The sequence below is a fragment of the Allobranchiibius sp. GilTou73 genome (assembly GCF_021391335.1).
GTDB lineage: Bacteria > Actinomycetota > Actinomycetes > Actinomycetales > Dermatophilaceae > Allobranchiibius > Allobranchiibius huperziae.
Map to the genome: position 1 here is coordinate 2,015,464 of NZ_CP090051.1, position 16,504 is coordinate 2,031,967.

The 16,504-nt window shown below is 71.2% G+C and carries 17 protein-coding genes and 1 riboswitch; of the genes, 9 read left to right on the forward strand and 8 right to left on the reverse strand.

The window, feature by feature from the left end:
- Positions 1-12: 12 nt before the first annotated feature.
- Positions 13-579, reverse strand: coding sequence for a cysteine hydrolase family protein (locus LVQ62_RS10035; RefSeq protein WP_233761308.1), 567 nt, complete (start codon positions 577-579; stop codon positions 13-15).
- A gap of 183 nt (positions 580-762) precedes the next feature.
- On the opposite strand from LVQ62_RS10035, the gene LVQ62_RS10040 reads away from it, so the two are divergent.
- Together LVQ62_RS10040 and LVQ62_RS10045 are read left to right on the forward strand one after the other, a co-directional pair.
- Complete coding sequence (locus LVQ62_RS10040; RefSeq protein ID WP_179481547.1) at positions 763-1,188, forward strand: HIT family protein; 426 nt, start codon at positions 763-765, stop codon at positions 1,186-1,188.
- A 140-nt stretch (positions 1,189-1,328) separates the two neighbouring features.
- Positions 1,329-2,246 (forward strand): PAC2 family protein, encoded by a 918-nt coding sequence (locus LVQ62_RS10045; protein ID WP_233761310.1) that lies wholly within the window; start codon positions 1,329-1,331, stop codon positions 2,244-2,246.
- 64 nt (positions 2,247-2,310) lie between these two features.
- On the opposite strand, the gene LVQ62_RS10050 is transcribed toward LVQ62_RS10045, so the two are convergent.
- Genes LVQ62_RS10050 through LVQ62_RS10065 form a run of 4 tightly spaced genes read right to left on the reverse strand, consistent with a single transcriptional unit; the run spans position 2,311 to position 6,909 of the window.
- Entirely contained in the window at positions 2,311-4,005 is a 1,695-nt protein-coding gene (locus LVQ62_RS10050; protein WP_233761312.1) for a DNA polymerase, read from the reverse strand.
- 41 nt (positions 4,006-4,046) lie between these two features.
- Complete coding sequence (locus LVQ62_RS10055; protein WP_233761314.1) at positions 4,047-5,555, reverse strand: hypothetical protein; 1,509 nt, start codon at positions 5,553-5,555, stop codon at positions 4,047-4,049.
- The gene (locus LVQ62_RS10060; protein WP_370639600.1) at positions 5,552-6,073 is read right to left on the reverse strand and encodes a SufE family protein; all 522 of its coding nucleotides are present in this window, start codon (positions 6,071-6,073) and stop codon (positions 5,552-5,554) included. The genes LVQ62_RS10055 and LVQ62_RS10060 overlap by 4 nt, the downstream gene beginning before the upstream one ends.
- A complete protein-coding gene (locus tag LVQ62_RS10065) occupies positions 6,028-6,909 on the reverse strand; it encodes a sulfurtransferase (RefSeq protein ID WP_233761316.1) in 882 nt (293 codons plus the stop codon). The genes LVQ62_RS10060 and LVQ62_RS10065 overlap by 46 nt, the downstream gene beginning before the upstream one ends.
- An 84-nt stretch (positions 6,910-6,993) precedes the next feature.
- On the opposite strand from LVQ62_RS10065, the gene LVQ62_RS10070 reads away from it, so the two are divergent.
- The 3 genes from LVQ62_RS10070 (at position 6,994) to LVQ62_RS10080 (ending at position 8,499) form a co-directional block, all read left to right on the forward strand.
- The gene (locus tag LVQ62_RS10070) at positions 6,994-7,704 is read left to right on the forward strand and encodes an EcsC family protein (RefSeq protein ID WP_233761318.1); all 711 of its coding nucleotides are present in this window, start codon (positions 6,994-6,996) and stop codon (positions 7,702-7,704) included.
- A gap of 20 nt (positions 7,705-7,724) precedes the next feature.
- The gene (locus tag LVQ62_RS10075) at positions 7,725-8,075 is read left to right on the forward strand and encodes a YkvA family protein (protein WP_233761320.1); all 351 of its coding nucleotides are present in this window, start codon (positions 7,725-7,727) and stop codon (positions 8,073-8,075) included.
- Positions 8,076-8,172: 97 nt separating this feature from the next.
- Positions 8,173-8,499, forward strand: a complete 327-nt coding sequence (locus LVQ62_RS10080; RefSeq protein WP_233761322.1) for a DUF4192 family protein — start codon at positions 8,173-8,175, stop codon at positions 8,497-8,499.
- Here the strand turns inward: LVQ62_RS10080 and LVQ62_RS10085 are convergent.
- Positions 8,450-8,797 carry a hypothetical protein gene (locus tag LVQ62_RS10085; RefSeq protein WP_233761324.1) on the reverse strand — a complete coding sequence of 116 codons (348 nt, stop codon included), beginning with the start codon at positions 8,795-8,797 and terminating at the stop codon, positions 8,450-8,452. The genes LVQ62_RS10080 and LVQ62_RS10085 overlap by 50 nt on opposite strands.
- A 158-nt stretch (positions 8,798-8,955) precedes the next feature.
- Between LVQ62_RS10085 and LVQ62_RS10090 the strand changes: the two genes are divergently transcribed.
- The 4 genes from LVQ62_RS10090 (at position 8,956) to LVQ62_RS10105 (ending at position 12,872) form a co-directional block, all read left to right on the forward strand.
- Positions 8,956-9,156, forward strand: a complete 201-nt coding sequence (locus LVQ62_RS10090; RefSeq protein WP_233761326.1) for a DUF4192 family protein — start codon at positions 8,956-8,958, stop codon at positions 9,154-9,156.
- A gap of 272 nt (positions 9,157-9,428) precedes the next feature.
- Positions 9,429-9,542, forward strand: a riboswitch (SAM riboswitch).
- Positions 9,543-9,586: 44 nt separating this feature from the next.
- Positions 9,587-10,777: a homoserine O-acetyltransferase gene (locus LVQ62_RS10095; protein ID WP_233761328.1), complete on the forward strand. Its 1,191-nt coding sequence runs from the start codon at positions 9,587-9,589 to the stop codon at positions 10,775-10,777.
- Positions 10,778-10,825: 48 nt separating this feature from the next.
- Positions 10,826-11,182, forward strand: coding sequence for a universal stress protein (locus tag LVQ62_RS10100; RefSeq protein WP_179481529.1), 357 nt, complete (start codon positions 10,826-10,828; stop codon positions 11,180-11,182).
- A 184-nt stretch (positions 11,183-11,366) separates the two neighbouring features.
- The gene (locus LVQ62_RS10105) at positions 11,367-12,872 is read left to right on the forward strand and encodes an RNA polymerase sigma factor (RefSeq protein ID WP_208052345.1); all 1,506 of its coding nucleotides are present in this window, start codon (positions 11,367-11,369) and stop codon (positions 12,870-12,872) included.
- 90 nt (positions 12,873-12,962) lie between these two features.
- On the opposite strand, the gene LVQ62_RS10110 is transcribed toward LVQ62_RS10105, so the two are convergent.
- The gene (locus LVQ62_RS10110) at positions 12,963-15,227 is read right to left on the reverse strand and encodes a DUF3488 and transglutaminase-like domain-containing protein (protein ID WP_233761330.1); all 2,265 of its coding nucleotides are present in this window, start codon (positions 15,225-15,227) and stop codon (positions 12,963-12,965) included.
- The gene (locus LVQ62_RS10115; protein ID WP_233761331.1) at positions 15,224-16,504 is read right to left on the reverse strand and encodes a DUF58 domain-containing protein; all 1,281 of its coding nucleotides are present in this window, start codon (positions 16,502-16,504) and stop codon (positions 15,224-15,226) included. Before LVQ62_RS10115 ends, LVQ62_RS10110 begins: the two co-directional genes overlap by 4 nt.

The following is a 16,504-nucleotide window of genomic DNA, read 5'->3' on the forward strand; positions in this document are numbered from 1 at the left end:
CGCTCGAAGCGGTCAGCCCGGGATGTCGGAGGGTGTGCCGACGACGACGCCGAACAGGTCGGCAAGGGCGGCCAGGCTGGCGGCCTGCAGGGCAGCGGCCGACACCGGGGCGCCGCCGTCGGTGCCGGGTAGGGCGCGCGTCGCCGTAGCCCCCGCGACGACCGACGGCGAGTATCCGAGGCTGAACGCCCCCCTCGTCGTCGAGTTGACGCACATGTGGGTCATGAACCCGGCGATGATCAGGTCGCGGCCCGGTGCGGCCTGCAGCCGCTCGTGAAGATCGGTGTCGGTGAAGGCGTTCGGGTAATTCTTGACGATGACCGGCTCGCCGTCACGTGGGGCGACGCGCGGGACGATCTGGCCGATGTCGTCCTGCAGATCGTAGGGCGATCCCGGACCGTCGTCATGCATGACGTGCAGGATCGGGATGCCGGCGTCCCGCGCGTTCGACAGGAGTTCCTCAGCCTGGTCCAGCGCCGCCTGGACGCCGTCCAGCTCCATGACGCCACGGGTGTAGGTGTTCTGGAGGTCGATCATGATCAAGGTCGAGTCGGCCAACGGCGCGGGTGCCTCTGGCATGCCGCTCAACTGTCGCAGCGTCGCGTGCTCGGTCATCGCGGTCCCATCCAGTGCTGTCGATGCTCGGAGCTCACCACGCTAACCCGGCCTCACCTCGGCGACGCCGGACCCGTGAGAACCGCGGCGCGCCGACGACCTGAGATGCTGGCCGGACCCGATGTCCCTGCGGTCGAGAGGCGCCCCGTGAGCACCCTGTTCGAGAAGATCATCGACGGAGAGATCCCCGGCCAGATCGTGTGGCAGGACCCGGTGTGCGTGGCGTTCCTCTCGGTCGACCCGCTCACCGACGGACACACGCTGGTCGTGCCGCGTACACCGGTGGATCAGTGGCTCGACGCGGACGACGACCTCATCGCCACCCTCATGTCGGTCGGCAAGGTGATCGGCCGCGCGCAGGTGCAGGAGTGGGGCGCACGGAGGGCGGGAGTGCTGATCGAAGGCTTCCAGGTGCCCCACCTGCACGTGCACGTCTGGCCCGCGAACGGTCACGGCGACTTCGACGTCAACGCCGTCACGCACGGACAGGACCCGCAGGTGCTGGCCACGAACGCCGACCGGCTCCGTGCGCGGCTGCGCACTCTCGGATACGGCGAGCAGGTCCCCGCCTGACGCGTGCCGGCGTCCCGCGCGGACAGTGACGCAGATCGCGCGACGGGGGAGTGCCACGCGGGAATCGTGCGCGCTGGCCGGGCGTTGGAACGGGCAGAGGAAGGCGCGAACAGCGCATCATTCGTCAGCAGGAGAGCACCGTGCAGGATCCACAGGAGCTGTATCGCTTCGAGAACGACACCCATCCCAGCGAGCTGGGCGCTCACACGATGGTCGTGGCGCTCGGCGGCCTCATCGACGCCGGCAACACCCAGAAGCAGGTGGTGTCACACCTGCTCGGCGCCCTCGAGCACACGGTGGTGGCGTCCTTCGACCTGGACCAACTGCTCGACTACCGCGGACGCCGTCCGGTCATGACGTTCGACCGCGACCACTACAGCGACTACGACGACCCGGCGCTGACGCTCTTCCGGATGACCGACGACGACGGCACCCCGTTCCTGCTGCTGGCCGGCCCGGAGCCGGACTACCAGTGGGAGCGCGTGATCGAGGCCGTGCGGATGCTCGTACGCCGCCTCGGTGTGCAGCTCGTCGTGAGCGCTCACGGCATCCCGATGGCCGTGCCGCACACCCGCCCGGTCGGTATGACGCGCTATGCCAGCGACCAGCGGCTGATGCCGGAGAACAACCCGGTCTTCGGGATGGTGCAGATCCCCTCGAGCCTCGAGTCGCTGATGCACCTGCGGTTGGCCGAATCCGGCATCGACACTGCCGGATTCGCGATCCACGTGCCGCACTACCTGACCCAGACCGACTTCGGTGACGCCGCCGTGGCCGCGCTCCGGGCGGTGTGCGCCCTCACCGGCCTCAGCATCCCGATGCAGGAGCTGACCGCCGTCGCGGGACTGCACCGCGCCGAGATCGGCCGCCAGGTCGCCGAGAACCCCGACGTGGTCGAGGTGGTGCAGGGGCTGGAGCAGCAGTACGACGCGTTCCAGGAGGGACTGCAGCGGCAGAACCTGCTGGCCAACGAGATGGCCGAACTGCCGAGCGCCGACGAGATCGGCGCCGAGCTGGAGAAGTTCCTGCGCGACGAGTCGGATGACAACTCCAACTGATCTCACGTTTCGGACATGCAGGGCGGGGCACATGTGCCCCGCCCTGCATGTCCATTTCGTCGAGTCAGGGCTTCGCGTCGGCCCAGCTGCGCACGATGCCGGTGTCGGAGACGAAACGCGCCGGTGAGCCCTCGGTCCAGCGGCGTGCGGCGTCCTGGAGCGCGGAGTCGACCGCGGCCGCCGTGGCGGGAGCGTGCTCCTCGGGCACGTGCACGAGGAGTTCATCGTGTAGGCACAGCACGATGCGGGCGTCGTACGCCGCAATCGCGTGCCGCGCGGTGAGCGCCCAGGCCTTGAAGAACTCCGCAGCAGCCCCCTGCACCACGGCGTTGCGGGCGAAGCGCCCCCGCGCCCGCGCTTGAGCCTGCTCGGTGCTGCGCGGCACAGTGATGAGTCGTCCGCCGTACGTCGTGATCGAGCCCCCGCTCTCACCGGTGGCCTGCGCTGCCCGCAGATACGCCATCGCGGTGGGGTAGGCCCGGTCCAGACCCTCCAGCGCCGCGGCCGCCTGACCCGCCGCGCCGCCGTACATCGCCGACAGGACCGCGACCTTGGCGATCGGCCGCTCGACCCGCAGCTGATCGGCGACGGTGCGGTAGAGGTCGTCCTGTGCGGTCGCGGCGATCAGCGCCGGGTCGCCGGAGACGACGGCCAGCACGCGCGGCTCGATCTGGCCGAGGTCGGCGCGTATGAAGAGGTGCCCGGGCGCGGCGACGACCGCCGGGCGCAGCGCAGCCGGCAGGTTGTGCAGCCCCGCCTCCGCGGTCATCCGCCCCGCCCCGCCGTCGAAGGAGTGCCACCGCCCCCGCAGTCGGTCATCGGGTCCGACATGGTCGCGAAGCCACGCCCAGCCGTACGTCGTCGCGATGCGCTCGTCGGCCCGCCACCGCAGCAGGGCGTCGACGACGGGGTGGGTGCTGCGGTATCGATCCAGCTCCCACTTGCGGGTGTTGTCCACCCGGATCCCCAACCCGTGCAACATGTTGAGCACCTGCTCGGGGTTGCGCAGATCGACGGCCCGCCCCGGCGGGATCAGCGCCAGCACGGCGGCATCGCGGACCGCACGCGCGTCGATCTCGTGCTGCGGAGTGTGCGGCCGAGGTCCGGCCGAGGCCTCGATGAGCCGCTCGAGGGTGGGCCGGTGCACGGGGAGGCCGGTGCGCTCCAGCTCCAGCGCGAGCATCGCGGCGCCCGACTCGCTGTACGCCGTCGCCACCGCCCGAGGACGCTCCTGCAGCTGTTGTGTCTGCTGCTCGGCCACGCGCACGGCCAGATGCGCCCACTGCGAAGCGGTCGACCCCTCTGCGGCCAGGAAACCCGGTCGCAGGTAGCCCTGCTCGTCCAGGGGCTGCGGCCCGTCGCTCCCGACGGGCGGATCGTCCGGGCTGTCGAACAGATCACCCTGGTGGCGGGCAGGCACGCCGTCAGGGTCCAGGCCCATCGCGCGGGCCCAGATGTGCTCGGGCGCGGCTCGGGCACCGCCGTGCAGCAGCAGGTCGGTCTGCAACAGGTCGAGTCCGCGGCCGGGGCGGATGCCGTGCGCGAGCAGCGCGCGAGGGACCTGGTCGGACCACCAGACCCAGCGCACGGGATGGGCGGTGTCGCCGTCCCTAGCGGCGATCAACTCGCCCGCGCGGACGGGTTCGGACAGGTGCGCCTGGTGGTCGATCTGCGCGGTGCCGGGTGAGCCGGCATTCGTCGCGATGGCCACCTCGCCCGTGCGCGCGTCGACGGCAAGGCCGAGCAACGGGCCCCGCATCCACGAGGGATACGGGGCCCGTGCGGTGACAGTAGACTTGTTCAGCCTTGCCCGCCTTGGTCGTCGGTGCCGTGCTCGTCACGCTCGCCCTGCGGGCGCCGGCCACCGTCCTGACCATATTGGTTCTGCTGACCCTGTTGGTCATCGACGGGAAGTCCCGAGATGGCCGTGGTGGGCGCGTCGGCCGGATCGACCGGGGTCGAACTGTGCCCTTGTTGCCCCTGTTGCCAGGGCTGCTCGCCGTAACCGCTCTGCTGGCCCTGCTGGCCGTACCCACCGGACTGACCCGGCTGCTGGCCGTGTCCGCCCTGTTGGGAGGGCAGCTGGCCGTAGGCAGTCCCGGACTGGCCGGGCTGGCCGGAGTGGCCGGACTGACCGGACGGTGGGGTGTATCCGCCCGGCTGCTGGCCGTACCCACCCTGCTGAGCGGGCTGAGCCTGCTGACCGTATCCACCCTGCTGAGCGGGCTGACCCTGACCGTAACCACCCTGCTGGCCGTACCCGCTGCCCGACTGACCGCCCTGGCTGGACTGGGGTGCGTACCCGCCCTGCTGGCCCGGCTGCTGGCCGTACCCACCCTGCTGACCGTAGCCACCGGACGGACTGGGCTGGCCCGGGTGCTGGCCGTAGCCGCCCTGCTGTGCGGGCTGACCCTGCTGGCCCGAGTGCTGGCCGTAGCCGCCCTGCTGTGCGGGCTGACCCTGCTGGCCGTACCCGCTGCCGGACTGAGGTGTGTATCCACCCTGCTGGCCCGGCTGTTGGCCGTAGCCACCCTGCTGGCCGTACCCGCTGCCCGACTGACTGCCCTGGCCGGACTGGGGTGCGTACCCGCCCTGCTGGGCGGCCTGCTGGCCGTAGCCACCCCGCTGGCCGGGCTGGCCCTGCTGGCCGTACCCGCTCTGCTGGGCGGGCTGCTGGCCGTACCCGCTCTGCTGGGCGGGCTGCTGGCCGTAGCCACCCTGCCGGCCCTGCTGACCCGAGGACGAGCCGTACGCGCCGGGCGCGCCGTACCCCTGGCCGTAGGCGCTGCCCTGCTGGTAGCCCGTGTACTGCCCCTGGGCGCCGCCCGCAGCCGTCTTCCTGCGGCCCAGCAGGCTGAGCAGGACGACGCCGAGCAGGCCGCCGATGAGCAGGATCAGGCCGAGGACGATGCCGGGTACCTTGAAGCCGCCGCCGACCTTGTCAGCGCGGGTGCCGGCGAACAGGTTGTTGCTGCCCGCACAGTTGACGGTGTAGTCGCCCTTGGTCATGCCGTCGGTGCTGCGCGCGACCTCCCAGTAGGTGCTTCCGCCGCTCTTGACCGAGAAATCAGAGGTCGGACGCCCCATCGGGGACGTCTTGCCGTTGGACACCGCCGTGCAGACCGTGGCGGCGCGGGCGGCCTTGTCCTTGCTGTAGAGGGAGAAGCCGGCGTCGGAGGAGGTGACGCGGGCGCCGTTGGAGAACGACGAGACCTTCGCACCCCCACCGGAGGCGAATCCGATGATCAGCAGCACGAGGCCGATCACCGCGATCACTGCGGGGATCGCGATCAATGCCTTCTTGTTCATGGGTGTTCTCGAACCTCACCGGTGTGGTCGGGCACAGGCATCCCCGACGTGCGTTCGCGGACTTGTCTCTTGATGCGGGAGAGCATGGCCAGCATCCCACGCATTCGCAACGGAGACACCGCTTCTGCGAGCCCGAACCTCCATGCGGCGTCATCGGGTACGTCGAGCACCGCACGCGCGGGTTGACCGTCGAGCCCGGTGTGCAGGATGCCGGCGAACCCCCGGGTGGTCGGCGCCTCCGGTGGGGCCTGGAAGAAGAGGCGCACCCGTTCCTGGTCGTCCACCTCGACTGCGAGGAAGAGCGGGGACTGGCACTCGTGCACCTGCTCGAGCTTGCCCGGCTCGTCCGCGTACCGCTGCGGCAGCGGTGGGAGCTCGTCGCTCAACTCCAGCAGCAACTGCAGTCGATCCTTGGGTTCGAGCGCGTTGAAGTCGTCCGCCAGCTCCGCCATCGGGGCGGGAAGGTCCTCATTCACGGTGCGCCGGTCTCGATCGGCACCCGCACCGAGTTGCCCCATTCGGTCCACGAGCCGTCGTAGTTGCGCACCGATCCGAAGCCGAGCAGATGGGTGAGGACGAACCAGGTGTGCGACGACCGCTCACCGATGCGGCAGTAGACGACCACGTCGTCGTCGGGCGCGAGCCCCTGCTCGCCCTGATAGATCGCCTCGAGTTCGGTGCGCCCGCGGAACCGGCCGTCCTCGGCGGCCGCCCGCGCCCACGGCACGGATCGCGCGCCGGGGATGTGGCCGCCGCGCATCGCGCCCTCCTGCGGGTAGTCCGGCATGCTCAGCAACTCACCGCTGTACTCGCCGGGGGAGCGTACGTCGACCAGCGGGCCGGGCAGGTGTGCCAGGACGTCGTCGCGGTACGCGCGGATGGGCGGGTCCTCGCGTCGTACGACCGGGTACTGCACCGGCGTCGCGGTGGGCACCTCGCGGGTCAGCGGGCGGTCCTCGGCCGCCCACGCGGCCCGGCCGCCGTCGAGGAGCCGCACGTCCTCGTGGCCGAAGAGCGTCATGACCCACAGCGCGTACGCCGCCCACCAGTTGCTCTTGTCGCCGTAGATCACGACGGTGGTGTCACGGCCGACGCCGCGCTCGCCCATCACCTGCGCGAAGTGCTCGCCGTCGACGAAGTCGCGGCTCACCGGATCGTTCAGGTCCAGGTGCCAGTCGAGCTTGTGCGCACCAGGGATGTGGCCGGCGTCGTAGAGCAGGACGTCCTCGTCGGATTCGAGCACGACGAGGTCCTCGCCGCGGTCCAGCGCGTCGGCCAGCCACCGCGTGGAGACGAGTCGCTCCGGGTGTGCGAAGTGCTGGAATGCCGGGTCGTTGTCAGTGGGGGCAGCCATGGCGCCACGGTACGCCGGGAGGATCAGCAGCCGGCGCCTGCGCAGCCTCCGCGGGCCCGGCTCGGCTACTGGCACGATGGGTTCGTGGCCCTCCTTCATCGCAACTCCAAGAAATCGACCGAACTCGACCTGAACAAGGGGGCGTTCGCCGGTACCTCGATGAACCTCGCGAACCGGCTGATGGACGTCGGCATCGACGGGAAGGGGCGCTTCGACTCGGCGGATCACGTGGCCCAGCGGGCACTGCAGGAGAGCGGCGGCGACGTCGACGCGGCCATCGAGAAGGTGATCGCCGACCACCGACGACTCGCTGCTGCCGGCGGGTTCGTGACCGGGCTGGGCGGATTCGTCACGATGACCGTCTCGTTGCCGGCCAACATCGCCGGCTTCTACGCGCTGGCGACCCGGATGACGGCGGCGATCGCGCACCTGCGCGGCTACGACCTGCGCAACCCCGATCTGCGACTGGCCATCCTGCTGGCGCTGGTGGGAGGCGAGGCGGACGCGCTGCTGAAGAAGGCCGGAGTGGTGAGCACCGGTCGGCTCGCCAATCTCGCGACCAGGGGTCTGCCGCCGGCCGCCCGGATGGTCATCGACAAGGCGGTGGGCTTCCGGCTCATCGCCCAGGTCAGCGAGAAGTTGCTGCCCCGGCTCGGGAAGTCGATCCCGTTCGCCGGTGGGGTCGTCGGAGCCGGCCTCGACGTCTATCTGCTGAACAAGGTCGCCAAGACGGCCCGCATCCAGTTCCCGGTGGCCCGGCCGGGATCGCCCGGCACTGCGAGCGCCAGCGCATGAGCCCGCGGCAGAGTCGTCGGATGAGTGCCTCCGCGGTCCGTTCCCTGCGGGACTCGATCGCCTCGGTGGCGGACCCGTCCGGGCCGAGCGTCGCGGCGCGGCTGACCGCGCTGCCCCGGATGGTGCGCGCGGTGGCCGCCAAGGAGTACACCGGATCCTCACCCGCCCGGGTCGCCGCGATGGTCGCCGCCGCCGCGTACATCGCCTCACCCGTCGACCTGATCCCGGAGAAGCTGGCACCGATCGTGGGCCTGGCGGACGACGCCGTGGTCCTCGCCTGGCTCGCCAACGCGCTGGTGCACGACACCGACGACTTCCTGGCCTGGGAGGCGGCCCGCAAGCACACGGTGCGCGGGCGTCGTCTGCGCTGACCCGTCGGTCGTCCACATCCCCCGAGGCACCCAGGAGACATCCACACCCCCTGAGGGCGGACGTCCCGCGTGCGTCGCGCCGCGCCACGGTGGGCGCATGCGCAGCACTCTGCACGGCCTCGGCGAACTGATCGCCTACCTGCCCTACGAGCTCGGCTTCCGGCCCACCGACTCCCTGGTCGTCGTCGGGCTCGCCGACCAACGGATCCGGGTGGTCGCCCGCCTGGACCTGGGGGAGGAGGACGACCTCCTGCCCGGGATCGGTCGTATCGGGCAGGTCTTCGCCCGGGCCGGGGTGCGAGCGCGCTGTGCTGCGCCTTCGTGGACACCCCTCCCGTGCCGCAGGATGCGCCGACCCGACTGCTCGACGTGGCCTACGACGTGCTCCGGGCCCACGACGTCGACGCGGCGCACCTGTTGGTGACCCGGGACGGCGGATGGTGGGCCCACCGGTGCGGCTGCGGAAGCTGCCCGAGACGTCCCGCCGCGCTGCCGGACCCGGACCGGGTCGATGCGGTCTTCGAGTCGGTGCTGGACGGGATCGCGCCGCACGCCTCGCGTGCCGACCTGCGCGCGTCGTTGAACCAGTGCCGCACGGAGGTCGCGCGGGCGGTCGGCGCCGCGCCCGTCGTTGATCGGCCGATGCGCCCGGCTGCGCTCACCGCCGCGATGTGGGAGATCCTGCACGGCTCGGCACCGATCCATGAGATGCCGGTCCCCATGCTGGCCTCCTTGAGCCGCGCGATCGCCGACCCGGCCGTGCGGGACGAGGTCTTCGGCTGGGTGGCGCCCGGCCTGCCGGGCCCGACGCCCTCGACGCCTGCGCTGTCCCCCCTACGTGGCGGGGGCTCTCGATCCCCGCGCCGTTCGGGCGAGGCTCGTGCAGTGGCTGCACTGCCTCCCGGAGTGGATGCGTCCTCCGGTGCTGACCTTCATCGCCGGTTCGGCGTGGAGCAGCGGCTCCGGAGCGCTCGCGGCCGTCGCGGTGGAGCAGGCCCTGCGGATCGACCCGGGATACCGGCTCGCGCGGCTGCTGGGCAGGGCGGTGGAGCTCGGCGCCCGTCCCCGCCGGTGCGCCTGACTCCGCCCGGGTGGGTGTCGGCGCTGCGGCCGCTCTGCTGTGGAGACGGCGGGTTCTCGAGCGGCGTGGAGGGGAGCGCTGCGGTCCGCTCGCGCTGCTGGACGTCGCGTGCGTGGGGTGTCGGCGGTGCGGTCACTTTCCTGCGCCGACGTACGGCGCCGGGGTGGGGTGTCGGCGGTGCGGTCACTTTCCTGCGCCCGCGTGCGTCGCCCGCCCGCACCGGTGTGCTGGAGCCGAGGTCGGGCACCAAGTCCCGCTGCTACGGTGGTCGACGTCAAGAGTCCCAGTGCCAAGCCCCGGCTGACTGGGCGGCAACCCTCCACCGCGGTGGGGTGCCCCGGGTGAGGACAAGGCCGATGTCGACATGGCACCGGCAAGCGCGGGGTCAGCCATCCCTCCAGGCACCGGCCCCCTGAGCCGGAAGTCGCCGATGACTGTGACGCAACAACGCCACCGACCGACCCCGGAGCGCGACGCTGCGCGCCCGGCTGACCGTTGGGTGCGCCCGCCCGTCGGCACCAACCCCGCATCTCGAGCCCTGCTGCTGCCCGAGATCACTCTGGAGAGCGGTGTGCCGCTGCCCCAGGTGACCGTGACGTTCCAGACCTGGGGGACCCTCAACGCGAACGCCGACAACGCCGTCCTGGTCGAGCACGCACTCACCGGCGACTCCCACGTCGTGGGCCCGGCCGGGCCCGGGCAGCCCACCGCCGGCTGGTGGCCCGGGCTCATCGGGCCGGGTGCGCCGCTGGACACCCGCGAGCTGTTCGTGGTCGCCAGCAACGTGCTCGGCGGCTGTCGCGGCACGACAGGTCCGGGATCATCGGATCCGGCGGGTCGCCCGTGGGGCGCGAGGTTCCCGGCGACGACCGTGCGGGACCAAGTCGCCGTGGAAGCACGGCTCGCCGACGCGCTCGGCATCGACCGCTGGCGGCTGGTGCTCGGCGGGTCGATGGGCGGGATGCGCGCACTGGAATGGGTGGCGGGTCACCCCGACCGGGTCGACGGCGCGCTCATCATCGCCAGCACCGCCCGCGCCACGGCCGACCAGATCGCCTGGGGCCAGGCGCAGGCACTCGCGATCACCTCCGACCCGGACTACCTCGGCGGCGACTACTACGGGCACGGACCGGGCCCCCGGCAAGGGCTGGGCCTCGCCCGCCGGATCGCGCACACGACGTACCGCAGCGCCGCTGAGCTGGACATCAGGTTCGGGCGCGACCCGCAGGGCGCCGAGGACCCGATGAGCGACGGCCGGTTCGCCGTCGAGAGCTATCTGGACCATCAGGCCGCCAAACTGACCGCCCGCTTCGACGCCGGGTCCTACCTGCAGCTGTCCCGGGCGATGGCGACGCATGACGTGACCCGCGGGCGCGGCTCGCTCGCGCACGTGCTCGGGGCGTACGACGGAATGTTGCGCACGGTCGCCGTCGACTCCGACCGGCTCTTCCCGGTGGAGTTGTCGCAGGAGATCGTCGACGCCCACGGGCGAGGCGGGGTGCACGTGATGTCGTCCTCCCACGGGCACGACGGCTTCCTGATTGAGACCGACGCCATCGCCGCAGCGGTGGCTGACGCGGTGGATGCCGTCCGCGGGGTGCGACCCCGCGAGGTCGGGTAGCGTCGGCCGCAGACGTCGAGCCCGCCCCGCCGGTCCAAGGAGGCAACGATGAGCGTCGTGGTCAGTTACCTGCCGAGCCCGGAGGGGGAGGCGGCGATCACCCGCGCGGCCGACGAGGCGCGCGACGGCGGCGGCCCGCTCATCGTCGTCCCGTCGCGGGGGCGTCGGGATGAGCTGAACGCGGCGCTGGAGCGGATCCGGGCGGACGGGGTGCAGGCGGAGGTCGCAGACCCGGACGGCGATGACATCACCGACTTCCTGCTCGATCTGGTGCGGTCCCGGTCCGCTCGACTGCTGGTCATCGGCCTACGACGGCGCAGCGCGGTCGGTAAACTCATCCTCGGCTCGCACGCGCAACGGATCCTGCTGGACGCCGACTGTCCGGTGCTCGCGGTCAAGCCCTGAGCGGCCCGATCGGCCGGTGGACGGAGCACGGCCGAAGTCGTTTTATAATGGTAACCAGAGGCTGTCGCCGACCTGGGCGGACGAGCTTCACGATCCCCAAACTTCGATGCCGCCCTGAGCGGTCGGTGTCGCGCGCGCTCATCGCGCCGATGCTGTTGTTTCGAAAGGTAGTTGGTGACCACCCGTGGCCAAAGTCAACACTGCGTCCGAGCTGCCGCAGCACATCTCCCACCCCGCCCTGGAGAAGCTGGTGCGTACGTCGCGGACCAGCGGAGGCGTGAGCGGTGCGGAGCTGACCTCGGCCATGCATGAGGCCGGGCACGACGTACGTCGCGCCCCTGCTGTGCTGCGCGCCCTCGCCGCGGCCGGTGTCGAGGTGACCCCCGCCGCCGAGCGCACCCCCGTGGTCGCTGCGACCACCACCAAGAAGGCCGCGGCCACCAAGAAGGTCGCCGCGAAGAAGGCACCGGCCAAGGCCGCCGTCGAGTCTGGCCAGGACGACGGTGTCACAGTGACCAAGGTGGCTCCCAAGACCACGAAGGCCGCGGCCGCCAAGACCGCCGCTGCCGCGAAGACCGCGACGGCCAAGCGTGCACGGGCCGCGAAGGCTGCCGACGCGGCCGCCGCGTCGTCCGAGGCCGAGCCGGAGGAGTCCACCGACGAGACCACCGCGAAGCAGGACGGTCAGGCCGCCAAGGAGGCCTCGGAGGCCGCCGGCGGATTCGTGCTCAGCCAGAACGACGACGACGACGCCCCGGCCCAGCAGGTCGTCACCGCGGGAGCGACCGCCGACCCGGTCAAGGACTACCTGAAGCAGATCGGCAAAGTCGCGCTGCTCAACGCCGAGCAGGAGGTCGACCTCGCCAAGCGCATCGAGGCGGGTCTGTTCGCCGAGGAGAAGCTGAACTCCGGCGACAAGATCGACATGAAGCTCAAGCGCGAGCTGTGGTGGATCTCCCAGGACGGCAAGAACGCCAAGAACCACCTCCTGGAGGCCAACCTGCGCCTCGTGGTCTCGCTGGCCAAGCGCTACACCGGTCGCGGGATGCTCTTCCTGGACCTGATCCAGGAGGGCAACCTCGGTCTGATCCGTGCGGTCGAGAAGTTCGACTACACGAAGGGCTACAAGTTCTCCACGTACGCCACCTGGTGGATCCGGCAGGCGATCACGCGTGCCATGGCCGACCAGGCCCGCACCATCCGCATCCCGGTGCACATGGTGGAGGTCATCAACAAGCTGGCCCGGGTGCAGCGTCAGATGCTGCAGGACCTGGGCCGGGAGCCGACCCCGGAGGAGCTCGCCAAGGAGCTCGACATGACCCCGGAGAAGGTCGTCGAGGTGCAGAAGTACGGCCGCGAGCCGATCTCCCTGCACACCCCGCTCGGTGAGGACGGCGACTCCGAGTTCGGTGACCTCATCGAGGACTCCGAGGCCGTCGTGCCCGCGGACGCCGTCTCGTTCACCCTTCTGCAGGAGCAGCTGCACTCGGTGCTCGACACCCTGTCCGAGCGGGAGGCCGGCGTGGTCTCGATGCGCTTCGGCCTGACCGACGGCCAGCCCAAGACGCTCGACGAGATCGGCAAGGTCTACGGCGTGACGCGCGAGCGCATCCGCCAGATCGAGTCCAAGACCATGAGCAAGCTGCGTCACCCGTCGCGGTCGCAGGTGCTGCGCGACTACCTGGACTGACCTCCAGGTCGACATCGGACCAACAGAAGGCCGTGCGCTCGCAAGAGTGCGCGGCCTTCTGCGTATCTGTCGCGGTCTGTCGCCGGTCGCTCAGCGCCGCGTGCGCCTCGAGAACAGGGAGCGCACCGCGCGCCGTCCCGACCGCGGGAACAAGGTGGCGACGACCCGCGTACGGAACGAGCGGCTCCGGCGGATCCGCATCAGCAGATCGTCGGCGGGAGCCGACAGATCGTCACCCGGACCGGGTCGCGGGCTGTAGCGGACCCGCTCCAGGACGTCGACCGCGCGGTGCAGCGACTCCTGCCCCTCCCGACCCACCACCAGGTGCAACCGGTAGTGCGCCTCCTGGGAGCGCGGCGACACCTGCGGCGCCGGGTCGATGCCCAGGTCCTCCATCCGCGAGACCAGGTCGTCCCACTGCGCCTGCACGCGGGCAGCATCGTCTGCGGCGCCGTGCCCGACCTGCAGTCGGCGCCGGGACCACCGGGCCAGCAACGGCAGGACGGCGAACGCGGCCGCAAGGACCAGCAGGGCGGCGAACACCCACAGCAGCCAGACCAGGTGCAGGTTCACGGAGTGCGAGGAGGTGGGGGTGGTGGTGCCCGATGCGCTGGTCGTCGAGTCGCTGCCCCGTGCGGTGCGGCCGCCGGAGGCGGAACGTCGGGGGGCGGCGCTCTCGGGGCTGCCGATCGTCGGGCTCGCGTACGGCGGCGCGAGACCCGTCCGTGCCGCAGGGGTGGGTTCGAATCGGGTCCATCCCATCCCCGGGAAGTACAGCTCGGGCCAGGCGTGCGCGTCGGACTGATGCACCTGGTAGGAGCCGGAGGAGTCCACCGTGCCGGGCAGGAAGCCCACCCCGAGGCGCGCCGGCACTCCGATGGACCGGGCCGCCATCACCATCGCCGTGGCGAACTGCATGCAGTAGCCCCGCCGGGTCACCAGGAAGTTGCTGATGGGGTCCAGTGGCCGGTCCGCGGAGTCCTTGCGGGTCGGGTCCAACGTCAGCGAATAGTCGAAGTTGTCACCGTCGCGGAAGTAGTCCTGGATCGCGATGACCCTCTGGAAGGGCGTCCCGCTCGGCGCCGCGGTGTGCACGAGCGCGTCGATGCGGCTCTTCGAGGCTTGGTCGACGACGAGGTCGGGGCCGAATCCCGTGGTGTCGATGGTCTGCGACGAGGGCCGGGCGCTCGCGGGTTGACTGAGGTACCGGACTGTGTAGCTGTTCTCGAGCCGGGTCGTCGACGGCTGGGTGGTGTCCGGGTCGTAACTCCAGGTGGCGCCCCCGAAGTTGGCGCTGGCGACCTGGGTGGGGGCCACGACGTACGGCGGGCGCATCGTGTTCTGGGTGATGACCATGGTGTAGGGGGAGCTGGTGGTCGGCACCGTGTTCTGCCCGTAGCGCTGCAGCGGCGCTCCGTTGACTCCGCGCAACAGGTACGACGGCCGCGCCGGGACCCAGTGGTCGCCGGTGTAGTCGTCCGCGACCAGTGCGCGGAGCGGCGGTGGGTTGAGGTCCGCGGTGCGCAGCGTGAGCACGGGGGAGTGGTCGCGGTCGACGAGGTTGTTGTGCAGGTCCAGATCGGTCGAGAAGCCGACGGTGGTGGCCGGGCCGTTGCCGCGTGCGAGACCGTTGGCCATGAACTTCTGTGAGGCGGCGGGAAGCGATGCGGCGATCACCAGCGCCGCGATCAGGGCGCCGACACCGGCTGTCCGGGTGAAGGGACCGAAGTCGTGTCCGCCGAGCAGGGCGGTCGGATTGTTGGGGCGTCCGGGGATGCGCGCCCGCAGCCCCGACCAGTCACGCGCGGACCGCTCGGAGGCGGCGTAGAGCATCGCCAGCCAGGCGAGGCCGAGAGCGAACGAGTAGCGGGGGTGCAACGACCCGCCGGAGTTGGCCGCGGAGATCACGAACTCCACCAGCAACGGGACGCCGGCCAGGCCGGGCGAGCGGGCCGACACCGCCAGGAAGTCCACGGTGATCGCGATGATCGCGATGATCAGACCGATGAAGAAGACCACGCCGACCGTGGACGGGGCCGGCGCGGCGTACGCCGTCACCGTGTGGTGCGCGTCCGCTCCGAGCGCGCGCAGCGCCGAGGGCAGGCTGGTGTCCAGGTGGTCGTGCAGGTGAGTGACCACGGTGACCGCGGTCACTCCGATCAGTTGAACCGACAGCGTGAGCATCGGGGGCAGGTCCAATGCCCGCCCGGCCATCCCGAGCAGGGCTGCCAGCGTGACCAGCCCGAGTGTTTCGTCGATCCACGCATTACCCACGAAGAGGGTGGTGATCGGCCAGGCTGCGATCATCGTCGCGAGAGCGGCGAGGAACGTCTGTGCGGGACGGGCGCGGGTCATCGCATCGCCGCCCCGACCGGCGCGATGCCGGCCACCGATCGCCACGCAGCGGGCACGCCGGATCGCGGGCCGACCACCACCGTGCGCCAGCCGGCCGCCTGGAACTCGTGCGCGACCGCCCGGGCGTCCGCCCCCTCCACCTCCGAATCGCGTCGATAGGCGTCGGTGTCGACCACGATGGCGATGCCGACGGCCCCGCGACCGCAACATGCGGCCAGCTGGCGCAGGCCGGCGGCCGGGCGGTCGGTGAGGACGGCGACCATCGTGGTCGAGCCGGACGCCGTCCGCGACGCCTGCGCGAGCACCTGCGCGTGCAGCCCGTCCTCGCACTCCTGCGCCTCGGCCAGGTCGCGCAGCATGGTGTCGGAGGACGACGGCGTCTCGTACCGTTCCCCGTCCAGCGACTCGGGGGAGAGCAGATGGGTCAGATAGTTCAGTTCGTGCAGCAGCAGCGCGATCGAGGCGGTGGCGCTGATGGTCCACTCGAAGGAGTCGTAGGCGCCGTCGACGCGGTGGGCACTGGTGCGGGCGTCGTACATCAACAGGGCGTGCTTGTACGCGGGCCGGTCCTCGTGGCGCACCATCAGCTCACCCCGGTGCGCGGTCGCGGCCCAGTGGATCCGGCGCAGCTCATCGCCTTCGACGTAGGCGCGGATGCTGACGTCCTGCTCTCCGTGCAACGCGATGGAGTGACCCGAGTCGCCTTCGCCGCCGCTGGCGTACGGCAGCCGGTGCCGCACCAGGGGGAAGGTCTGGGGCAGGACGAGGATCTGGTCGTCGGCGGGGATGACGGTGCCCGCCCAGCACATGCCGAACGGATCGGGGTGCTCGATGGTGGTCGGTCCGATCGTGTGCAGCCCGCGGGCGCGACCCCGGACGGTGTACTCGACGACGGCTTTGCCCCGCGCCGGGATGCTCGGCAGCGTGTAGCGAGGTCGATCCCCGAGGCTGGCGTCGATGCTGTCCTGGGCCGTGCCGAACCGGCTGGCGCGCTTCGCCCGGTTCGCGAACACGGCGCGTACGGGCGCCGGCTCGTCCGGGTGCAGGATCACCGGCGCGATGGTGCGGGTCAGTTCCAGGTGCGCCGCGCGGCGGGAGGCGAGCAGCGTCGCCAACAACGGCAGCAGGAGGAGAAAGATCCCGATCCGGGTGATGTCGCCGTAACCGAGCGCCAGCCCGGTGATCGTGAGGGCGACTCCCGCGGCCACGACGGCGTGCCCGCGCGAGGTCAGGCGCGCGCGCGCGTGCCGCCGCCCGGCAGCGGGTGCGCGCACCAT